At 39.6% G+C, this 22,332-nt stretch carries 19 protein-coding genes; 2 read left to right on the top strand and 17 right to left on the bottom strand.

From position 1 onward, the window contains the following. Positions 1 to 70 precede the first annotated feature (70 nt). From AABJ44_RS14360 to AABJ44_RS14420, 13 genes are all read right to left on the bottom strand, one after another. On the bottom strand, positions 71 to 1,483 hold the full coding sequence (locus tag AABJ44_RS14360) for an MBL fold metallo-hydrolase (protein WP_338369712.1): 1,413 nt from the start codon (positions 1,481 to 1,483) through the stop codon (positions 71 to 73). Positions 1,484 to 1,684: 201 nt separating this feature from the next. Then, positions 1,685 to 2,356 (bottom strand): C39 family peptidase, encoded by a 672-nt coding sequence (locus AABJ44_RS14365; protein WP_338369713.1) that lies wholly within the window; start codon positions 2,354 to 2,356, stop codon positions 1,685 to 1,687. A 179-nt stretch (positions 2,357 to 2,535) separates the two neighbouring features. Beyond that, positions 2,536 to 3,288, bottom strand: coding sequence for a 3-oxoacyl-ACP reductase FabG (gene fabG / locus AABJ44_RS14370; protein WP_338369714.1), 753 nt, complete (start codon positions 3,286 to 3,288; stop codon positions 2,536 to 2,538). Positions 3,289 to 3,402: 114 nt separating this feature from the next. After that, positions 3,403 to 4,836, bottom strand: a complete 1,434-nt coding sequence (locus AABJ44_RS14375; protein ID WP_338369715.1) for a glycoside-pentoside-hexuronide (GPH):cation symporter — start codon at positions 4,834 to 4,836, stop codon at positions 3,403 to 3,405. Positions 4,837 to 4,857: 21 nt separating this feature from the next. Then, positions 4,858 to 7,197, bottom strand: a complete 2,340-nt coding sequence (locus AABJ44_RS14380; protein ID WP_338369716.1) for a glycoside hydrolase family 3 C-terminal domain-containing protein — start codon at positions 7,195 to 7,197, stop codon at positions 4,858 to 4,860. Positions 7,198 to 7,288: 91 nt separating this feature from the next. After that, the gene (locus AABJ44_RS14385; protein ID WP_074643614.1) at positions 7,289 to 7,777 is read right to left on the bottom strand and encodes a hotdog family protein; all 489 of its coding nucleotides are present in this window, start codon (positions 7,775 to 7,777) and stop codon (positions 7,289 to 7,291) included. Positions 7,778 to 7,789: 12 nt separating this feature from the next. After that, positions 7,790 to 9,028 carry a linear amide C-N hydrolase gene (locus AABJ44_RS14390; RefSeq protein WP_338369717.1) on the bottom strand — a complete coding sequence of 413 codons (1,239 nt, stop codon included), beginning with the start codon at positions 9,026 to 9,028 and terminating at the stop codon, positions 7,790 to 7,792. A 9-nt stretch (positions 9,029 to 9,037) separates the two neighbouring features. Next, on the bottom strand, positions 9,038 to 10,225 hold the full coding sequence (locus tag AABJ44_RS14395) for a beta-ketoacyl synthase N-terminal-like domain-containing protein (RefSeq protein ID WP_338369718.1): 1,188 nt from the start codon (positions 10,223 to 10,225) through the stop codon (positions 9,038 to 9,040). A gap of 2 nt (positions 10,226 to 10,227) precedes the next feature. After that, complete coding sequence (locus AABJ44_RS14400; protein WP_338369719.1) at positions 10,228 to 10,845, bottom strand: DUF3261 domain-containing protein; 618 nt, start codon at positions 10,843 to 10,845, stop codon at positions 10,228 to 10,230. A 1-nt stretch (position 10,846) separates the two neighbouring features. After that, positions 10,847 to 12,292 carry a TrkH family potassium uptake protein gene (locus AABJ44_RS14405; protein WP_074643604.1) on the bottom strand — a complete coding sequence of 482 codons (1,446 nt, stop codon included), beginning with the start codon at positions 12,290 to 12,292 and terminating at the stop codon, positions 10,847 to 10,849. Continuing rightward, entirely contained in the window at positions 12,292 to 13,737 is a 1,446-nt protein-coding gene (locus tag AABJ44_RS14410; protein WP_338369720.1) for an NAD-binding protein, read from the bottom strand. Before AABJ44_RS14410 ends, AABJ44_RS14405 begins: the two co-directional genes overlap by 1 nt. Positions 13,738 to 13,758: 21 nt before the next feature. Further along, positions 13,759 to 14,370, bottom strand: a complete 612-nt coding sequence (locus AABJ44_RS14415) for an ECF transporter S component (RefSeq protein ID WP_338369721.1) — start codon at positions 14,368 to 14,370, stop codon at positions 13,759 to 13,761. A gap of 118 nt (positions 14,371 to 14,488) precedes the next feature. Then, positions 14,489 to 15,256 carry a type III pantothenate kinase gene (locus AABJ44_RS14420; protein WP_338369722.1) on the bottom strand — a complete coding sequence of 256 codons (768 nt, stop codon included), beginning with the start codon at positions 15,254 to 15,256 and terminating at the stop codon, positions 14,489 to 14,491. 315 nt (positions 15,257 to 15,571) lie between these two features. On the opposite strand from AABJ44_RS14420, the gene AABJ44_RS14425 reads away from it, so the two are divergent. Together AABJ44_RS14425 and AABJ44_RS14430 are read left to right on the top strand one after the other, a co-directional pair. Further along, positions 15,572 to 16,492 carry a helix-turn-helix domain-containing protein gene (locus AABJ44_RS14425; RefSeq protein WP_338369723.1) on the top strand — a complete coding sequence of 307 codons (921 nt, stop codon included), beginning with the start codon at positions 15,572 to 15,574 and terminating at the stop codon, positions 16,490 to 16,492. Further along, positions 16,473 to 17,315 carry a CPBP family intramembrane glutamic endopeptidase gene (locus tag AABJ44_RS14430; RefSeq protein WP_338369724.1) on the top strand — a complete coding sequence of 281 codons (843 nt, stop codon included), beginning with the start codon at positions 16,473 to 16,475 and terminating at the stop codon, positions 17,313 to 17,315. Before AABJ44_RS14425 ends, AABJ44_RS14430 begins: the two co-directional genes overlap by 20 nt. A gap of 39 nt (positions 17,316 to 17,354) precedes the next feature. Here AABJ44_RS14430 and AABJ44_RS14435 read toward each other — a convergent pair whose 3' ends face one another. The 4 genes from AABJ44_RS14435 to AABJ44_RS14450 all read right to left on the bottom strand — a co-directional run bounded on the left by AABJ44_RS14435 (position 17,355) and on the right by AABJ44_RS14450 (position 22,291). Then, positions 17,355 to 18,143, bottom strand: coding sequence for an alpha/beta hydrolase (locus AABJ44_RS14435; protein WP_338369725.1), 789 nt, complete (start codon positions 18,141 to 18,143; stop codon positions 17,355 to 17,357). Positions 18,144 to 18,248: 105 nt separating this feature from the next. Beyond that, positions 18,249 to 19,004 (bottom strand): TIGR02757 family protein, encoded by a 756-nt coding sequence (locus tag AABJ44_RS14440; RefSeq protein ID WP_338369726.1) that lies wholly within the window; start codon positions 19,002 to 19,004, stop codon positions 18,249 to 18,251. An 18-nt stretch (positions 19,005 to 19,022) separates the two neighbouring features. After that, the gene (locus AABJ44_RS14445) at positions 19,023 to 20,489 is read right to left on the bottom strand and encodes a response regulator transcription factor (protein WP_074645731.1); all 1,467 of its coding nucleotides are present in this window, start codon (positions 20,487 to 20,489) and stop codon (positions 19,023 to 19,025) included. A 2-nt stretch (positions 20,490 to 20,491) separates the two neighbouring features. Continuing rightward, the gene (locus AABJ44_RS14450; protein WP_338369727.1) at positions 20,492 to 22,291 is read right to left on the bottom strand and encodes a sensor histidine kinase; all 1,800 of its coding nucleotides are present in this window, start codon (positions 22,289 to 22,291) and stop codon (positions 20,492 to 20,494) included. Positions 22,292 to 22,332 lie beyond the last annotated feature (41 nt).

Consider the following 22,332-nt stretch of genomic DNA (forward strand, 5'->3'; position numbering starts at 1 on the left):
AATGACCATAAAAATCAAGTAATATGGCAAGGATACTCTAAAAAGCAATAAAAGACAACTAAGCTGATTTTTAGAACTTCTTTAATGCTCCATGTCCCGGATAAATCACATAATCTGAGTATTTTCTTACAAGATATTCACGGGCTTCCTTAGCAAGAGCTGCATCTGAATCAACACCAGTCATTAAGAATGGTGCCAGTGCGTTAAACTCTTTCTGGTCATCTGAGAAGCCCTTTATGTTTACGTAAATATCTCCACTGAAAACGATTTTCAGTTCATCACAGACAATTACAGTATCTCCGCGAACGTGACCACCCTTTCCTTCATAAAAATCAAAACGTTTACCGGCAAAGAAATGACTTCCTATATGCTCAAGAACTTCATCGCCAGTACGACGGCCAACAGCAATACACTTTTCAAGAGCCGGCGGCTCATATCCGGAAATTATACGGCTGAGTTTGCAATAAGGTTCATGCAGAGGATTCTGTTCACGGAAATTCGGTTTACCCTCAACTTCAAGCGCAAAATTATCATAGCAGCTGCCACTCATATAAATTGCATCAAACTCGGAATGCAGCCCCACATGATCCAGGTCGCCATGTGTAATAAAGGCAGATTTTTTGAGTGTTGAATAATTATGGAAAAGCTCTTTGAACAAGGCCACCATTTCGGAACGATAGCAGGCAAATCCGCTGTCTATAAAAAGCAATTCATCATCACTTTGAATAACATAGGTATTACTGCCACACGAAGGTTCTATCATAAAAAGAGTAAGCTTATCGTTAAGTGTATAAAACGAAACAAGAGGATTAAAGTTTTCACCTTTTCGTTCACGGACAAAACTTGCAAACCGGCGGATATAATCAAAAGTCTTTAACGGAGATTTTTTCTGCTCATCAAGAATCTGCATCATACGATTGGCATAAATCAAAACCTTGTTTGTCTGTTTCTGATTCAGATTCAAAATTGAACGCATCTCATTGGCAAAGGTAACATAGAAAACTGTACCATCAAGAAGACGGTCGGTTACTTCGTAGTCCAGGATTTTGATTTCACAAATCTGAGAAATCTCATCAATAAGGGCTCGAATCTCTGATGTATTTTCAATCAGAAGGCCCATTTTAAAATACTGAACGCCCGTTCCATTTTCCTGCGAACTGATATATGAAATATTTACCTTATGTGAATTCAAAATCTCCAGAACAGGAAGCACTGCGCCGCTTACATCCGGCAGAGTCAGGACAATCATCAGAATCTGACTCTCATTTGTACTATCTGTAAGGTAGCCGCATTCTGCGAGTTCAGCTTTAATCTGATTATGCTGCTCATCATTTGCCGCAACTTCAATAAAAAGCGTATGGAGATCTACCGCCTTGTTGTAATTAACTCGGACAATATTTCCTCCATGGCGGGCAATAATCTGGCTGGCTACAAGAAATGCTCCAACTTTATCTGGCATTCTGGTTACATAAGTTTTCTTCATATCGATAGGATTATACATAGTCCTTTCAACTTGGACAACTTACATTTTCTTTTTAATTAAAACTGTGATATAAAAAAGAACATGAAAAAACAGTTGTCGCAATTCTTATTGCGCTGCAGCATATGATTAAAGACAGAGAAAGCCACTCATCTCATGGAAATGGTGGCAGTTCTTCGTCATCAGGAAATTAATTCCGTCATATTATTTCATTACATAAAACATATTGCGGTATAACGGCATTTTAAGCATCGAAGTATTCCAGAGTTTTTTGAATTCTGAAACTGGAACTGTACGATTGTAATAATTGCCGTTATCCTCAACATTTACCCAGTCTTTTATTGAATCTGCAAAATAGATATTCTCTTCATCATAACCTGTTATACAGGCAAAATGTAAATAACTTTTTCCTACAAACGAACGGATTACAACTATTACAGGCTTTCCACGAGCGATTTCATTTTGTAATGCAGCAAAATTTCCTGTGCAGGCTGTCATTTTTATTCCACGTTTCTTAAAAAACCCTGTAATTCCTTTTGGAAAAGCAATGCCACCTTTCATCTGAAAAGGAACATCTTTAAAGGCTTCTTCCCCATTTATAGATTCACCTGAATGTCTAAGAACAAAGGCAGAAGAATACCCTGCACATCCTCCACCCTGCTGAAATTCAAAATAAGAATTATCTGCAGTTTTAACAGTGTTTGAAGCTGGACTAACAAAGAACTTTGAGAATTTTGCTTTACGGTTAAAATGCGGCTTAAGAGGGCCCATCAGAATAATATTTACAATTGTTGTAATAACAAAAGCAGTCAAAAGAAATTTCACAATCTCATATACAATTTTTCCTGGCATAGAGCCTCCTTTAGTTTTAGCCATATAATCCTCCACTTGTGTTTAATTCAGTTTATGCTTTTATAATAGGAGCAAAAAACTGAGAACACAATGGGGTTTCAGGTAAGTTGCATTTTCTATAGGGTAAGATATAAAATTTTCAGGGTAAAAAAAAGGCTACACCTTAAGTGCAGCCCTTTTAATAGCAATCTTTAGATTATAGATTACATACCACCATCAATTTCGATTACCTGACGTGTAATGTAAGCAGCGCCTTCGCTCAAAAGGAATACTGCAGCAGCAGCGATTTCTTCTGGTTTTCCGGCACGTCCCATTGGGATTGTCTGCATGATGATGTCATATACTTCCGGGCGGATAGCCTTAGTCATATCAGTTTCGATTACACCTGGTGCAATTGCGTTACAAGTGATTCCACGACCTGCAAGTTCTACAGCCAAAGCCTTTGTAGCACCGATGATACCAGCTTTAGAAGCACTGTAGTTAGACTGTCCGCGGTTTCCGTGAACTCCACTTACAGAAGAAATTGTGATAATACGTCCACCGCGCTTGTTCTTGCGGCTTGCCATTGGCATCAAAAGTGGGTTGATTACATTGTAGAAGCTGTCGAGGTTTGTATGAATAACCTTGTCCCAGTCTTCGCCACTCATAGCAACAAATGTATTATCGCGGGTAACACCAGCGTTATTTACGATTCCCCAGAGAACTCCGTGCTTTGCGCTCAATTCGCTGAGCTTAGCTTTACAGTCTTCGCGGTTTGAAACATCAAACTGAATCAGTTCGCCCTGTCCACCGGCAGCCTGAATCTGAGCAAGAGTTTCTTCAGCCTTACCCTGACTTCCATTGTAGTGACAGATTACATAATATCCGGCCTTAGCAGCCTCAACAGCGATTGCGCGGCCAATTCCACCGCTGGCACCAGTTACGAGAACTTTCTTATCAGCATTAACGTTTTCCATTTTGTTTACTCCTGTTAAAGGCCTGTCCGGCCGTTTTAATCATCTTATTATGACATTTTTGACAGATTTTGTCACCCATCATATCATTCTATTAACAATCTATTATCATTCAATTTATTTCTTTAATTCAGAACAGATTCTCTCATATTCCTTTTCATCAATTTTATACTTCTTCTCAAGAATCAGCCATGCCGCAACAAGCGCAATAAAAGGAATCAGAGTGATTCCAAGACGCAGAACAAAAAGCTGTCCGCCGGTCGCACCAGAAATATACTGATCTGCAAGAGTCAGAACTTCCTGAGATGACATTTCGCCAGTTCCAGCCTTAACTTCAAGCGCACTCACACTCTGACTTATTGCATAAATGCCGCTTATAATCAGAACAAGATTTACAATTCCCTGATTGATTGCAGTTGAAAGCTTTGCAGAAAAAGAACGTACCGTAGAAATAATTGAATCGTGTCTCTCGTGGAATTTATATTCATCATATTCAATTGTGTTGTTCAGCATAACCAGAAGCACAAGATTAAAAAGCCCCTGGCAGAAGAAAATCACAAAGCCCGAAATATTGATGAGAAGACGGCTCTTAGGAAGAATATATCCGGTTAGCAAAAGAATCAGATAACCGGTTCCAATCACAATAGTGATTAAACGGAGTATCTGGCGACGGGTCATGCCTTTTGTAAAAAACGGGAAAGCAATCTGAGAAAACAGCGTTCCAAGCCCGTACATTACAGTGAACAGGAACACAAGATTTCCACCCTCGGAATAGCCGAACTCAAAATAGAAAAAGTTCATGCCAAACATCAAAAGAAGATTTGTTCCGATATTAAAAAGCAGCGACGCAATTCCCGCAGGAATGAGCTGATCGTTTCTGGTAAAAATCTTGAACATGTCTTTGAGGGAGAGTGAGTCTGCGTGCTCTGCAGCTTCGTGATGTCGCTCGCGCACGCCAAGAACGGTAATCATCTGAAAACCTATAAAGCACAGCGCAACAATAAGCGCCGTAACTCTGTAAGCATTCACCGCATTTCCCGCAATCACCGTAGGAACAATTCCCGCAACACTAAACTGACCGATGCAGATAAAAATGCTCATCAGCGTAACAAGAATATTTCGCTCGCCCGCATCACTCGAAAGAGAAGGCAGCATTCCCCAGTACGCAATATCGTTCATTGTGTAGGTCATTCCCCACAACAGATAACTGATACCAAAGAACACTACAAAGCCCCAGCCTTCCGGCCGGATTGTAAACAGAGCAAGAATTACTGCCGCGTTCAAAACCGAACCCGCAAGAATCCACGGCTTATACTTTCCGGCCTTGAAGTGGCAGTTTTCAATTATGATTCCCATGAGCGGATCATTAATGGCATCCCAGATAAGGCAGATTACAATGATTGCCGAAATCACACCGAACTGCGCAACTGTAAGCTTCATTGTATACTGAATGTAAGTCATCAGATACATACTCACAAGAGCGTATGCAGCATCGCGGCCGGTTGCTCCAATTGAATAAGACCATTTTGTTCTGTTATCAAGCTTTTCCATTTTTTACATCCTGCTAAGCTGCTATCTGTTTGCCATTCGCACAATTCTTGACATCAGTTTTTCTGTAAAGATTCCATTTGTTATGCTGATTAAGCTTTCAAGAGGATTTTCTGCAATTGCACTGAGTACAATTTTTACAGACGGATCATCTTTTGATTTTCCACGCATAGAGAACAGAATAATTCTATTTATAATTTTCAAAATTACTCTTACAGCAAAACTTTCTTTTGCCATATCGCCAAGATTGTCGGCAGAGGTAAAAGTTCCCTTGTGATGCTGTTCGTAGAAGGTGTTTGTAAAGAAGGAATCATAAAGCGCGAGGTCTGGAGTATAGGCTGAGTTCTCTGTATTGGCAGAGGTCTGTCCCACAGCCTGCTCTGCACTAACACTAACCTTCTGCTCAAGAACTATTTTTCGAACAGACATTCCGACTTTTATTGTATATTCACCAGCGTCAGGAATAAAGTTGTGAGCTGTTGTATCGTAAGTCTTGAAAGCATTTTCGTCGAGGGTAACAGTTACGCGTTTTGTTTCACCTGGTTCGAGGAGAGTTTTTTCGAAACCGCGGAGTTCCGGATAATCAACACCTTCCTTCTGGATATAAACCTGAGAAGCCTCTGCACCTTTTACCGCGCCGGTATTTTTCAAATCAAAAGAAACTTCACGCTTTTCTACATCAACTTTAAGATTTGAATATTCAAAAGTTGTATAGCTCAAACCAAAACCAAACTCATAGCGGACAGGAATGTTCTTTGCTTCGTAGTAACGGTAGCCAACGTAAGAACCTTCTTTATATTCAATGTTGTCTTCTTCGCCGGCAAAGTTTCCGTAGCAAGGAGTATCTTTTTCTGAGAATGGGAAAGTCTCTGCAATTTTTCCTGATGGATTTACACGACCGCTGAGCAGTTCTGCACAAGCCTCTCCACAGGCTTCACCACAAAGATACATATGAAGAACAGCACGAACTTTATCTGCAAAATAAATGTCGATTGGTGCACCACTGAAAGTTACAGCAATTACATCTGCACCAAGAGCGATGATCTGGTCGAGAAGTTTTGTCTGAACTTCCGGCAGCGCAATATTTTCACGATCAAAGCCTTCGCCTTCAAACTCTTCTGTAAGACCACAAAAGAAAAGTACAGGACGTTTTTCGGCTGCAGCCTTTTTAGCCGCTTCAATTGCCTGAGCATAACCGTGCTCACTTGTATCTCTGATATCTCCTGAATAACCTTCTGCAAAATCAATTTCATAACCAAGAGCCTTAAGACTCTCAAGAGCATTAGGATGAGGAGCTGTTGTAATGTGACTTGAACCGCCACCCTGAAATTTCATTGTGGCAGCCATGCCGCCTATTACTGTAATTTTTGATTTTTCTGGAAGTGGAAGTACTCCGTCATTTTTCAAAAGAACAGCAGCGTTAGTTGCAAATCGAAGTGCTGCTTTATGATGAGCAACAAAATCAATTTTAGAATTATCTGCTTCCTGCTGATGACCGCCATTCCATTTCTGAGCTGCTTCAATTACAAGGCGGTTTGCTTCTTCGAGTTTTGTTCTAACCTCTTCATCATCCTTATAAACTTTTTCAAGCTGATGGGAGAAGTAGCCGTTTGAATCGGGCATCGCAAGAGACATTCCGGCCTTAAGACAATTTACAGCTCCAATACATGCACCCCAGTCTGAAATTACAATTCCCTTAAAGCCCCATTTTTTTCTGAGTACTTCTGTAAGAAGGAATTTGCTGGCAGCCGCATACTCGCCATTTACCTTGTTGTATGAAACCATAATGCTTGCCGGCTGAGCCTTGCGTACAGCAATTTCAAAAGGTCGCAGATAAATCTCTGAGAGTGTTTTTTCATTTACGATTGAGTTTGAAGTCTGGCGGCGTTTTTCCTGATTGTTGCAGGTAAAGTGCTTTAGAGAAGTTCCGATTCCAAGCGCCTGCATTCCGTTGATATATTCTGCCGCAAGAGTTCCCGCAAGATACGGGTCTTCAGAAAAGTATTCAAAGTTACGTCCACAAAGAGGTGAACGCTTAATATTTGTTCCCGGTCCAAGCACAACATCAACCTGCTGACACTGTGCTTCTTCCGCAATTGTTTTTCCAAGTTCGCTTAAAAGCGATTTATCCCAGCTGGCAGCCATACAGCTTGAAGTCGGGAAACAGGTAGCAACACGACTGCGATTCAAATCTGCATAATGCTCAGTTTCCTGAATGGCATCCTGTTTACGAAGTCCGTGCGGACCATCACTCATTGAAAAGGATGGTATCTTTCCTCCTGCATCATAACTATTCCAGCTGCCTACACCATTAAAAAGCCGCATCCTCTCTTCGTCAGATAATTGGGTTAAATAATCTGCCATTGAAAACCTCACATGAAAAATACTTTGTTTAAATTATAAAATACTTTTCATAAAAGGCAAAAAGATTTTGCGGCTTTTCAGAAAGATAAGGTTAAGCCCCGAAGAGAGCCTCTGCATCTTCAGTTTCCATTACAGAAACCTTAGTTGTTACAACAGGCTTTTCATCATTTTTGTTTGCATACAGTTCGCAGATATAGCGGTAAACATGATTTTCTTCATCACGGAAATCTTCTATTGCCTTCATCTGAATTGTTGTGTTGTTTCTGAAATAACCAACATCAGCCTTGAATTCCATTACAGACAGAATAAATCCAGGAAGCGGAGTACGTCCCTTGATAGTATTTGTGATTCCAGTGAGAGCTGAAATACACTGAGCCATAAACTCAAAACCAGCCCAGCTTGGAACTCCATCAAATTCTGGTTCATAGAAAATACAGTTTTCTGTGATATCGTACTCACTTGTAATTGTGTGATTATTTACATCATGCTGAGTAACTCGTGAGAGCAGGAACATTTTTCCCTTGTGTGGAAGATAGTTAATAAGCTCATCGTGCTCAATTAACTGCTGAATTTCAATCATTTTATACTCCTTTTATTGTTCTATAATCTTTCCATTCTTTATTTGATATTTTAGCATTCCCTGAACATTCTGAAATTGTTCGGCCGGACACCACAAAAGACTCAGTTCATCAAGATTATAAACTGCACTGTGAACTGTTAAGTGGGTGTTAAATTGCGGGCGATTTGGATCTATTGTTCTTTGAGCAACGCTGCAAAGAATATCCATGGCCTGCATTTCGTCCTGAACTAAACCATTTGTTCGGGAAAGTTTTTCATAAATAATGTCGTATCTATCTTTTCCAGTAATGTATTTTTCTTCTGTACCTTCGTAGTAGCCTGGTTTAATTATAAAATTTGTAATCCACTGAAAATCACTGGCCGACTCTCGAACTCCAATATCAGAATCTGAATCATTGTAGGTTACAACAAGCTCTCTTTTTTGCCCGAAAAAATCATCCTTATCTAATAAATTAACCCATTCCAGAATCGCGCTGCGACCAGTTTTATCGGCAATAATAAAGTGAAAAGAAGCCTTTCCAGAATCATGCATATCATACATCTTTGCAAATTCAACCGCTTCTTCAAGGGAATCAGCATAATCAAGAATCATTCTTATAAACGGACCAGTAGAAATATCCGGCTTATCTGTATTCTGATTTGTTGGAATTGATCCCGTTCCAGGTCCCTGCCCAGATTCCAGTACTCCGCAACTTACACCTGCATCATTGATACCATCTAATGGAATGTATACAGCTGTAAGACTAAATATCTTTGTAACAAAGGAATCCATATCTTTTTTATACGGAATTCCAAAAAATGAAAGATCTACTGTAGATATAGAAGCATGACGCATTTTATTTCCCTTAACTTTTACAATACAGGTATTTGTTGCCGGATAATCATAATTACGTGCAAAAAGTTTCTGACCGGCTTTTGTTTTTGCTGTAAAAGCCGAACAGCCAAAGGTACCTGAAGTAACGTTCATTTTTATAAGGCCCTTTGTGATTTTTTTACTGAAAAAATTTGTAAGCTCAGCGTCGTTTTTGGCACCACCCATTTTTATAAAGTCATCAAAATAATAATTTCCTTTATAAGTAATTTCGTAAACGCCACCCTGCAGTGCATCTCTATCAGCTGGCTTTAACTGTCTGATACTTGAATACACAGAAATTTCGTTTCGTAAAACAAAAGCAGTTCCTGCTATAACGAGAAAAATCAAAGCAAAAAGTGACGCAAAAATTATTAGAAAAATCTTTACGGGCTTTTTCATTTTTACTCCTTATATACCAAGTACCAGGCATGCATTAGCGCCACCAAAAGCAAAGGAATTAGAAAAGCAGACCTTGAGTTCTTCCTTTACTTCGGCTGACTTTCTGTCCACAATATTAAGCTGTGGAAGCTCTTCATCCTGTTCTCCATCCCAAATCTGAACGGGAAGTTTAATATTATTCTTTTTATTATTTTCTACAAGAGCCTTCCAGCAGATTGCAGCTTCAAGAGCGGCTGCAGCACCAAGAGTATGTCCTGTAACAGGTTTTGTTGTAGAAACCGGAACCTTAATTCCCTGAGCACCAAATACTGCATCTACAGCTTTTGCTTCCATGCTGTCATTAAACTTTGTACCTGTTCCATGAAGATTGATGTAGCCGACATCTGTAGCAGCTACACCAGAACTTTCAAGGGCACGGCGGATAGCTTTTTCTGCACCTGCTCCACTAGGATCTGGTGAAGTCATGTGATAGGCATCTGCACTTTCACCCCAACCAAGGAGTTTTATCTGGCCAGCATCACGACTCAACACAAAGAATGCAGCACCATCACCAAGAGTAATTCCCTGTCTGTTTTTACTGAACGGATTTGTGATTTCACTGGAAACCGCTTCAAGTGCACTAAAACCAATCAAGGTTGTATCGGATGCTATATCAATTCCACCGACAACTGCTGCATCAACAATTCCAGCCATAATCAATTCAGCACCTTTTATGATTGCCCCAGCACTAGATGAACAGGCAGTTGAAAAAGTATTTACAGGTCCGCGTATACCAAATTTCTCAGCAATAAAAGTTGAAACATAATCCGGCCCCTGAATTTCAAGAGAATAATTATCAGGAAATTTTTCTTCTTCAAAATATTTTCTGTGACCCGCAAGCGATAATTCAGTTCCGTTATCACATGAGCCGACACAAACTGCAACACGTTCTGCACCGTATTTAGAAACGACAGCCTTTATATCATCAGCAATCTGTTCAAGCGCTGCATTTTCAATACGCATTACTTTCATTTCATAACGAGCACCGCTTGGCTTTAAAACTTCTTCACTGATTCTTGCTGCAACATATTCTTCACCATTACAGGCAGTTACTTTTTTTATACCGGTTTGATTTCCTTCTGTTACACTATTCCACAATTCATCTATATTTTTTCCTGCGCAACTCATTACGCCAGGCTTAGAAAGATAGAGTTCCATATTTATTCCTCAATTTTTGTTAGTTTATATTCATATCCACGAAGATAATTTTTAATTGTGATAGTATCATCGTGATTTGAGATTTCTTCAATCAGTTTACTGCCGTCAAAGATTTTACGTATTTCTTCAGGAGTTCCAGTCTCCCACATAATTACGGTTTCTTCAAAAGTGAGTCCGGCATTCTTATAGTTTTCTTCCAGTACAGCAGAATCATAAAACGCATTCTGAATATCACAAATGATATATTCGCCAGGAAGATTTTTTGGGAAATAGGCAGAATCAAAAACAACTTTTGTGCCATCATAAAAAACATTTCCCATATCAGCACCAAAATCATTCATAAGCGAAAGACTGATTCCGGTTTCATCAATCTGTGTATATGAAAGAAACGAAAAACTTGTATTGCCAAAGTTTCCGTCCAGAATACGAAAAACATCATAAGCTCCATCAGCATATTCAGGAAGAAGCAGTTCAACCTTTTTTGAATTTGTGATGTAAATTGGGCGAAGTCCTGTAGCAGTGATTTTCCCTGCAGATGTTTTAGTCACATCTGTTGATTTACAGGAAATCAAAAAAAGTGACAGAACAAAAATGCGGAGAAAATTTGAAGATCTTTTCATACTATTTTTCCCAGTAAACCGGCAAGAAATAAATAATCATAGTATAAAGTTCAAGACGTCCTGCAAGCATTGCAAAACTATACCAGTATTTTACAAAATCTGGAAGGAAGCCGAAGTTTTCTGTAGGACCAAGCAAAGCATAACCAGGACCAATATTTCCGACCATACTGAGGGCGCCTGTGAATGATGACCAGACGTCGAGATTTCCAAGACAGCCGACAAAAGTAGTTACAGCAACAAGACCAAAGTAAACTACCATAAAGGCAGCTACATTAAACACTATATCCTTACGTCCAGGACGTCCATTCAAACGGATTGAAAAAACTCCGTGTGGATGAAGCATCTTACGGGTTTCATTCTGAACCTGCTTTCCAAGTACCAGCCAACGGATAACTTTTATACCACCCGAAGTGGAACCGGAACAGCCACCAATAAAGAATGTCACAAACAAAAGAAACTGAGATACAGCCGGCCACTGCATAAAGTCCGCTGTAGAAAATCCGGTAGTTGTCATCAGTGAAACAACCTGGAACGATGAATAGCGAAGAGACTTTCCAACACTGCCATAATAGCCCATCAGAGAAATTGTTACGGCAATAATAAGTGCAAAGATGATTACCAGATATGCTTTGAACTCAGAGTTAGTTCCAATGTCACGGAATTTTCTTGTGATGATGTAGAAATACAAGCTGAAGTTGATTCCAGAAAGGAACATAAAAATCATAATGATTACATCGATAGCAACCGAGTTATACGCACCAATAGAACTGTTACGTGTAGAAAAACCACCGGTACCTAAAGTTGCGAATGCATGGGAAAGCGCATCTGTAAAAGTCATTCCGGCAATTTTAAGAGCAATCGCTTCGGCAACAGTAAATCCAAGATAAATGAGCCAGAGGATTTTTGCCGTAGTTGTGATGCGAGCAGTTACCTTGCCTTTTTCAGGACCTGTTGTTTCTGCCTTAATCAACTGAAAACCACCAACACCAAGCAAAGGCAAAAGTGCAACAGTAAGAGTAACGATTCCCATACCACCAATCCAGTGAGTAAGACAGCGCAGCATATTGATTGATTTTGGCAAGGTTTCGATTTCACTTAAAATTGTTGAACCTGTTGTTGAGAAACCACTGACACTTTCAAAAAGTGCATCAACAAAGCGTGGAATGCTTCCGCTGAAATAAAGCGGCACAGCACCCATCAGACTAACTACAACCCAGGAAAGTGCAACAATTAAAAAAGTCTGGCGGGTATTCATTGTGATTTTTCTGTGACGGGTTGGAAAATTAACCGCAGCCACAAACACAAAACTCACCGCCATTGGAATTATAAAAGGAAGATAAACCTGGCTTTCTCCGTAATAAAAAGCAAAGCCAAGAGGAATAGCAAAAAGAACGCCTACTATTGAAAGAAGAATGGAAGCTATTTTTAAGAATGAAATTACAAACACTATTCACCGCTCCCGAAGAATGCCAGAACCTTTTTGCTGTTTTCTGCAACTGTAATAAGTACAATGTGGTCGCCGGCAGTAATGCGAGTTGTTCCTGTTGCAATCTGATACTGGTCTACTCCAGATTTTTTGTCCATCAAAACAAGGAAGCTTCCAGGATTTGAGATTTCTTTTAGTTCTTTTCCGCTTGCCTTTGAATCTGAAGTTACTTCACATTCAACAATTTCAAGCTGACCATTTGTTACAGTATGAATTTCTTTTACAGATTTACCGCGAAGGTGACTCATAATAGAGTCTACAACGGCGTCGCGGAGAGGAACCGGAACATCAATTCCAAGCTTGCGGGAAATCTCAGCAAAGGCAGAACTTCCTACAAGGCTTACAGTCTGCTTTACGCCAAGGGATTCAAGATAAGCGGCAAGCACCATATTCATTTCATGGTTGTGAGTTGTACAGATTGCAAGGTCAAAGTTTACGATTCCTTCATCACGGAGGAAGCTTTCATCAGTTGCATCCGCCCTCATTACCCGCGCCTCCGGGAATTTTTCCGAGGCGGCTTTCGTGAGCTCATCATTATTGTCGATAATCACAAAATCAAAATTGCGTTTAGCCTTAATGCTTGTGAACAGGCGTGCAATACCGGATGCTTTCTGAGTTCTGCCCATCAGCTTTTCAGCAACAATAGTTCCGATGCGGCCGGCACCAATTAAAGCAACCTTACGGAGCTCTTTCTGCTCGCCACCGCACAGCTTCATAACTTCAGAAATATTATCCTTTGAAACAAGAACACCAATTATTGTGTCAGCTTCAAGCTTAGTGTCTCCGCTTGGAAGCATTGTTTCGCCGTTTTTTTCAATATAGGCTACAAGGAATTTTATGTCGGTTTTTGTGCGGAGATCTTTAAGAAGAGCACCGTCAAACTCGCTGCCCTCAGTAATTGTAATACGGGCAATTTCGAGATCTGTATTATCAAAAGTGATTACATTACCAACCGCACCATTTTCAACTGCCTGAACAATTGCATCTGCAGCCTCAACGTCCGGGTGAATCATATAGTTTACGCCGTAAAGCGGACGGTGTTTTCCTGCAAAAGTATTTGAGTGCTTTTTTTCTGCTTTTGCGGTATTTACGTAATAAGCGTAATTGCGCACGCGGGCAATTTTTAAGATATCTGGATACACTGCATCTACGAGGGAGCAAGTAATCATATTTACTTCATCGGAAGAGGTTACGCAGACAAGCGCATCGGCCTTGGCAATGCCAAGTTCTTCGAGGGTTTCAAGATTGTTGCCGTCTGCACACATAACTGTACAATCCAGCTGATTTGAAGCGTGACGGATTGTGTTTTCGTCGTTATCTACAACGGCAACCTGATTTTTTTCATTAATTAAGAGTTTTGCGAGCTGAATTCCAGTAAATCCTGCTCCTACGATTACAATTCTCATAGGAGCATTATACTACGTTTTCTACTCCTGCGACAACTTAGATTTCTTTTTTCCTGCAATGAACAATCCGGCAAAAACAGCAGCACAAATGATTGTTGCAGCAACTGCTTCAAGAACTGCATTAAATCCGCAGGCAGCTACAAGAGCAAAATATCCCATTCCGCCAAGTGCTTCACGAACATCTGCAGCCTTGAATATATAAAGACTTCCAAGAACAAGGAGAGTATGAGCTACAGTTGTGATAAAACCTGTAATTCCTGCAGAAACAGTTTTAGGCATGTGAGGAATAAGATTCAAAGCCTTCCAGAGTCCCCATGCAATAACAGCAATCAGCATACGAGGAAGAACTGAAATAAGAGGATTTACAAAGAAAGGATCGAGAACTCCACTTGGGCTCATTGCAGCCTGAATCAAAGAGAGGCTTCCGAATACGAGACCAACAAAAAGTCCTTCTGGAAGACCAGCGAGCATACAAATCAAAATTACTGGAATATGAAGAATTGTGATTGATGCTGTTGCTCCGATTGGAATGAGTCCGAGCTTTGTGATTCCGAGTACGATTACAAGTGCGCTCAAAGCACCTGTGAGTGTGAGTTTTTTGTTGAGTGATAATGTTGAGTTTGTGTTTGTCATAATTGTTTCCTTTTGTTCTCGTCATTGCGAGCCGCAGGCGAAGCAATCCACATAACGAGCTCTCAAAAATCTGGATTGCCACGTCACTTCGTTCCTCGCAATGACGGTTAATATAAAATTAGTTGAGTTCCAGCGCCTTTTTTACGCCGGCAAGTACGAGGCCTGGGATGATTTTATCAAAAAGATTGTAATCTTCAAAAGTTCTTGCAAAACCACCAGTGCCAATTATTACTGCGTCTTCACCATGAAATACGTTCTTTTTAAAGAGATGACAGAATTCCTTAATTGAACCGGCTGTTCCATAATAAAGTCCGGCCTGAATTGCCTCTGTCGTAGATGAACCGTAAACGTGCTCCGGCTTCATAATTTCAACCGAAGTAAGATTTGCAGTTCCACCTGCAAGCGCATCCACAGAAATCTTAAGACCTGGCATAATAATACCGCCTAAAAATTCCTTGTCTTTAGAAACAAGTTCCGCAGTGGTTGCTGTTCCCATATCGATGATAATCAGATTTTTTCCAGGATAAACTGCAACAGCTCCCATAGCCGCAGCAATCAAGTCTGCACCGATTTCTTTAGGATTTGAATAACGCAGCTTAAGTCCGGTCTTAATTCCAGCCTGAATAAAAAGTGGTTCGTGACCAAGATACTTAGCACACGCATTAGCCAGCGAATGATTTACAGAAGGCACAACAGAGCAGCATCCGATTTTTTCAATCTTCTGCCAGTCAAACCCATTCTCGCGCAAAACCGAACGCAAAAAAACGCCAGTTTCATCGGAAGAAGAATTTACATTAGTTGTTCTTCTGAATCTCAAGACACAGTTGTCGCCTTCAAAAAGTCCGAATGCAGTGGAAGTATTTCCTACATCAATAGTCAGAATCATGCGCTCCTCCTTTTAAAAAGAAATAAATTACAGGAAGAGCACCTTAAGTGCTTAAGTTCATAGTACCTGTCCTCCTTGGATCATGTCTTTATGATGTGAGTTCTAATGGCCCGTAAGCCAAATAAAAAAGCGAGAATCAATTCCTTACGGTAACTGTCCTCGCTTTGTAGAATAAAGAAAAAAAACAAATGTGTCAAATTTAAGACATGCAACGATAAGTAGCATAAAAATTCTGTTTTGTAACATCCACTTTCTGTTATAATTTACACAGCGGTTTTATGATTTGTGCAGATACTTGCACAGGAGGAATGCATTATGACTTTTGCTGAAAAACTTAAAGAACTCAGAACACAGAAAGGAATTTCTCAGGAACAGCTGGCAGAAAAAATTTATGTCAGCCGTCAGGCAATCACTAAATGGGAGAGCGGAAATGGGATTCCGGATATTGAAAATCTGATTTCTATTTCTAATCTGTTTAATGAATCGCTTGATTCGCTTTTGAGTGAAGAGAAAAGCCTTATTTCAAAACATGAGTTTCTTTATGAAAGCCGCACAGAATATGACCTCGACAGTCCAAAGAAAATCGATCTTAGACTTGGAACTGCTCACGAGGTTATTATTGAAAAAACCAAAGATGAAAAAATTCTTGTAATCGCTGCATCAAACAAACTGAGCTATCTTGCCCAGCAGGTAAAGGTAAAGATTGTTGAAAATAAAAAGCGTATGGATGTTGTTGTAAAACATTCTGCAGATTTGTCTGACATTGCTGCAGAAGAAAATCTTTTTATTCTTATAAAAATTCCGGAACGTTTTGTTGCTGATGTTGAACTCGCATCCGAACTGGAAAATCTGAAAATCCGTGACATCACTTTTGACGCTATTGAGTTTGATGGAAAAGCAAAGTTTGTTTCTATTACAAATGCCTGCGGACATGTTGAACTGAATACAACTTCAAATCTGAATATTCAGGTAAAAGCCGCAAAAGTAAAACTAGACCTGAATCAAATCCATGCAGTTTCAAAAATACGATTTGATGAAAATCAGAAATATTATCTTAAAAACACCGGCCGTTTTTCCCGCTTTATAGATTCCAATTCAAATATTCTTATCGGGAAACGTAATCTGGAAGATCCTTCAGAAGCTACAGATTTAATTGTAGAACTCAACGGCTGGAAATCAGAAGCTCAGATTTTGAACACAGAGCAGGAGAAAGAAAATGAATCAGATTCAGAATAATCAGACTTTTTATACATATAAACCAATACGATTTTATATTCAGGTTTTTATTGCAACCTGGGCCTTCTGGCTTTTTGCAATTTTATTCAATGATGGACTTACCTGCACTATCGGAATGCTGCTTGGACTTATAAGTCCTGCCACTATTGCAATTATTACTGTATTCACTTCTAAAAGTGATGCACTGAAAAAAGATTTTAAGCGAAAGATTTTTAATTTCTGGAAACTTAAACCGCTTTATATTCTGGGCGGCTATCTGATTATGACAGTTATAATCTGCTGTTCAATTCTCTTTTCACTTTTGTTCGGCGGCTCACTGGATCAGTTTTCTTTTACAGAAGGATTTACTTTCAGCGGGCCAGGTCTTTTTGGAGCTTTCCTAACCATAACTCTTGCCGCTGTTCTTGAAGAGGTAGGCTGGCGAGGCTACGGAGAAGATTCCATTGCTCAGTATCATTCGTGGTTTAAGGAATCAATTATTTTTGGATTTGTATGGGCTGCATGGCATCTTCCCCTATTCTGGATTCCTGGGACTTATCATTATGAAATCAGACTTATGAATAATATTTACATGTTCAATTTTTTGATTTCAGTTGCACCAATGGGATTTATTACAACGTGGGTTTATGTAAAAAATAACCGAAGTATGCTGGCAAGCATTCTGTTTCATCTTTTTGTAAACTTCATTCAGGAAAAGACTGCAATGACACCGGATACAAAATGTTTCGAAACAATATTTGTCACCATTGCGGCTGTAGTCATCGTACTCACAAACCGCGATATGTTCTTTGAAAAGAGACATATCGGACATATTCTGGAATAGAAAAAAGGCGGTCTCTGACCGCCTTTTTTTAAATTCAGCTTAATCCTTGAAAGCTTCCGGAATGAACTTACCGGCCCATTCCTGCCAGAAGTTCATGTCGTGAATGCCAGGACCTTCCTGGTAAACGTGTTTAACACCTTCATCTTCGAGGAACTTGTGGAACTCGCGGTTGCGTTCAAGAAGGAAGTCTTCAGTTCCACAGGCCATCCAGATATCAGGAAGTTTTTTACCGGCAGCCACCTGCTTTTTCATAAGGTATTCAGGATTATTATCGCTTTCCTTGAGTTTCGCAGGATCGCCGAAACACATTCTGTAGTAATCATAATTTGCTACAGGATTACCTTCGCCTTCTTTCATTTTAGCAACTTCGTTATGAATGAGAGCTGAAGAAAGTGCTATAACCTTTCCGAACTTTTCTGGATAAGCAAAACCTGTATGAAGTGCACCAAAGCCACCCATTGAAAAGCCCATGATATATGTATCATCTGCGCTCATTGCAAGATTGAAAGTTTTACGAACATATTCAAGAAGTTCAACTCCAAGGAAAGTTGCAAACTGTCTGCCTGTAGCAGGACCATCAATCCAGAAAGAATTTTCACCGGTTGGAATTACTACTGCAAAGTTATACTGCTCTGCAAGATTTCCAGGAACCCAATTGAAAGCTGCTCCACTATAACCGTGAAGGAGGAAAACTGTCTTCATTGGTTTGTCATCACGCTTGAGGTCATTGCGTGGAAAGTCACGGCGGATATCATTTGGAATCTGCATTAAAAATGAAACGTCACGTTTGAGAACGTCGGAATAAAATCTTATTGAAAGGTCTGCCATTGAAATCTCCTGTTTTTTAGTTAATCGTTTTATCAGATTATATCATAATTCTAAAAGATTTTAATAAGAGATTTTGATTAAATAAATTTATTCTCTTTAACGGTGCTATTTATCTACACCGACGCCGAATAAGGCGAAATCGCCGCGACAGGGATCGCCTGGAAAAACTTCGGATAGGGCGGAAGTTAGTAATTCTGCAGTTTTACGGGAAGCAGCAGCTTTTTCTGGTATGAGACCAAGTTTTGCTGCCTCTTGCATTACGTGAGTATCGAGGGGTATTATGAGCGATGAGGGATCTGCCCATTTCCAAAGTCCGAGGTCCACAGGAGAATTGCGTCGCACCATCCAGCGCAGGAACATGTGGACACGTTTATTGGCACTGGTTCGGCCTTTTGGAACGATTGCGGAATTTGGAAAGGCGGATGCGATGATGTCAGATAAATTATGAGCAGCAGTATATTGAACCTCAAAAAAATCACCGAGACTGCCGGCACGTTTCAAGATTTCTGCAAGTTCTCCAAAGAATATCTGCATGTCATCATAGGAATAGAATCTGTAAAACTTAGCGGTGCCCTTCGGAAACTCTTTAACGTATGCACCTGTTTTTAGCCATTCGCTTATACTTCCTAACGAACGGTCGGCAGTTTGCAACACATCACAGATTTTTGGAATAAACTGTTTTCTATTTCCGAACGCAAGCATTGCCGCAATAAAAGAAGCGGCTTCGACATCTGCAACTGTACCTCGCCCAGCCTCCGGCTCATACCAGCGGAGAAACTGTGACGGGTCAGCATCACAAAATGACGACACCTCATACTTGTCTGCAAGTTTACGTAATTTTTCTTTCAGTTCAGCATTCATATCAGTGAAAGAATAATATCACGAAATATGCTTGTTGCTCCACTCAGTTGGAGACATACCTGTTTCTTCGCGAAATATCTTCATGAAATATTTTACATCAGAAAAACCACAGCGTTCTGCAACTTCATAAACTTTGTAGCAGCCCTTTTCAAGAAGCTTTTTTGCCTCATCAATTCTAAGACGCTTGAGGTATTCGTTAAAGTTTACGCCTGTATGCTCTTTGAACTTTTCTGAGAACCAGGTATAATTTACAGAAACCTGATTTGCTACCATTGCCATGTTTATGTTTTTCTTAAAGTGAGTTTTTATGAATGCAAGGGCTTCTGTAATGTACGGAGATTCTTTAGTATCCTGTTTCAACAACGCTGCAAGATAAACTGCGTAATCAAGTACACTGCTCTGCCATTCCGGAAGATTTGCAAACTCAAAAATGTTTTCTATCATTATGCTTTTGATATGCAGGTACATGTCTGAATCTGTAAAGCCCGGATATCTTGTAAACATATTTGAAGTAATTTTTCTATATAAATAACAAAGGGTTTCTGAATTAAGTTTTGCGTTGTCATTAAAACAGTTGAAAAGATTTTCTACATCTTTCTGCGCTTCTTCCGGAGAAGCAATATCACAATGGCTGATCATTTTTTCATAGCCTTCATCAAGCTGAGTAAAGTCGCTTATGTGAGTATCATTTTCCCAATAATACAGTCCGCCTCGTCTTTGTCGTTCCAGCATCATTCCGGTTTCGGCATCAAAGAATGACTGCATTGCGGCGGTTCTTGCCTGACGTCTCATTGTTCGAAGCATTGAATAATCATCGGCTGGTCCTGAAATTCCTACGATATAGGTATCCAGATAAGTCGGATCATATTTAACTTCAACTCCATCAAAAGGATAAACTAACAGTACGGAATTTCGTGTCTGTTCAACAACGTAGTATCTTCTGTCATGCATTACAGCTTCGACTGCCTGAATAGGATTTTTTCCATAAATAACAATACAACGAAGTCCGTTCTTTATTGTGATTTCCGGAAGACCTGAAACATCATCAAGGCGCCCCTTCTCTATTATCTGACGGAACTTCTGTTCATTCTGTTCTTTTTCTTCTTTCTGGGAATTCATAATTGCAGAGTTCACTGCGCTTATAAGTTCTTTTTTATCAACCGGCTTTAGAATATAACTGAGAGCACCACTTTGGATTGCAGCCTTTGCATAAGAAAAATCATCATAACCACTAAGTACGATTATTGCAGGCTTCTGTTTTTCATCCAGTTCAGAAAGCTGCTTCATGAGTTCTACGCCATCCATTACCGGCATACGGATATCTGTAATTAAAATTTCTGGCTTCTTTTCCTTACAGAACTCGAGAGCTTCTTCTCCGTTTTTTGCTTCTATAATCTCCAGCGGAATATCTATTGAATCCAGAAGGATTTTTTTTAGTCCCGCACGAATGAGTTTTTCATCATCTGCCAGTACTATTGTTATCATGATTATTCTCCTAAAGTGTTCTTTAAATTCCGTGGAACAGGAATTTTAATAAGAGTTCCTTCTCCTTTTCTCGACTCGATTATCATCCGATAATCTTTTCCACAGAACATGCTTAAACGCTGCTGAATATTTTTCAAACCGATGCTGCCTTGTGAATCGCGCTCATAATTATCATCTGAAAGATAGGTCATCAGTTCTTCCTGTTTTTCTTTTGGAATTCCTTTGCCAAAATCGCGAACACATAACCAGATTCTGTCTGACTGTGTACCTTCTTCTGTATAAACACGAATTACTGCATCCTTTCCTCGCGGCTCGATTGCATAGAAAAAAGCATTCTCTACAAGCGGCTGCAGACTCATTTTTGGAATGACAATATTTTTATATTCATCATGAATTTCTGTTTGAAGTGAAATTACATAATCATTTCTGATGTTCAAAAGGTAAACATACGAACGGATATAATCTACTTCCTCTTCGAGGGTTACTGTATGAACTCTCCAGCGCAGACAATAATGCATAAGTTTGCCAAGAACATTTATGCTTTCTTCTACATCTGTTTCGCCGGCAATTACTGCCTGCATTTTTATTGTTTCAAGTGCGTTATAAAGGAAGTGTGCATTTATTTGATTCTGCATTGCCTTCATTTCTGTATCTGCAATCAGATGCTGTTCCTTTTTGATTTCTTCAATCTGATTTCTAAGCTGCTCAGTCATTCTGTTAAAGGTATGCTGAGCTTCAGTTACTTCATCGTGGCCGGTTACTTCTACGCATGCCTCAAGATTTCCTTCCTGAACCTGTTTCATTCCACCAATCAGATTATAAACACGGCCCATAAGTCGTGAAGTAAGATATCGGACTAAAAAGTACAAAAGAAAAACCGTAAGCCCAAGTCCAACAAGAATTCCTGCCTGGATTAAAAACAAGCTTCTCTGCATTTCTTCAGAAGAACAGGTATGCAGAAGAATAATATTCATGTCGGGAACACGTATCCAGCTTGAATAACGAATATCTTCTTTATGACGCAGAATCATTTTTCCGGAATTAAGAATTTCACCCTGCTTGCGGCGATAAACTGTTTTGTAAAAATCCTCAAAGAGTTCTGGACTTAATGGTGCACGTGAACGCTCTACTATTTCATTTGTGATTGGAATCAACTCCATTTTATTTGTCTGTTCATTTAGAACTTCACGAAAAGCATAGTCATCATTATATTCATTGATTTTTTTGAAGAGGAATGGAAAAAAGTCACTGGTCTTCATTGCTATCTGAATGTAGCCGATTTCCCTGTGATTATTTTCCAGTCTTCTTGTTGAACAAACTGATTCGTATTTTAACGAGCCCTGATTTCCAAGATAGTCTGCCGTGTAGCTATATTCCCAGCGCTCCAGACTTTCAAGGTCTGTTCGTGAAGAATTCATAAAAACCGGCCAGCGTTCTGGAATAAGTGAATTATCACTGAATACGCGAAGTCCATAAATGTTCGGTACAGTTTCAAGTGTACGTTCGAGCATTGTGGTTTCAGAAATCATTGTATCGATTATTTCATCTTCATTGCTGCGCTCTGGAATTGTAAAGAAGAGCATTAGACGTTTATTACTTTTTACAAGCTGTTCAAAAAGATTAAAGGATTGGATGTTCTTTTGAACCTGTTCGTAGTTTTCTGTAAGAAGACCTTCACTGTTTGCTTCCAGTTCTTCAACACGAGAACGGCGGATAAGTCCCATTGCAGTAATTACTAAAATAAAAAGGGGAATTACGACAATACAGGTATAGGCAAAAACTAATTTTTGTGAAAAGTTCATCCTTATCATTTTATATGATAAACCTCGTATTGTCGAATTCC

This window comes from Treponema bryantii, assembly GCF_036492245.1.
Classification (GTDB): Bacteria; Spirochaetota; Spirochaetia; order Treponematales; family Treponemataceae; genus Treponema_D; species Treponema_D bryantii_C.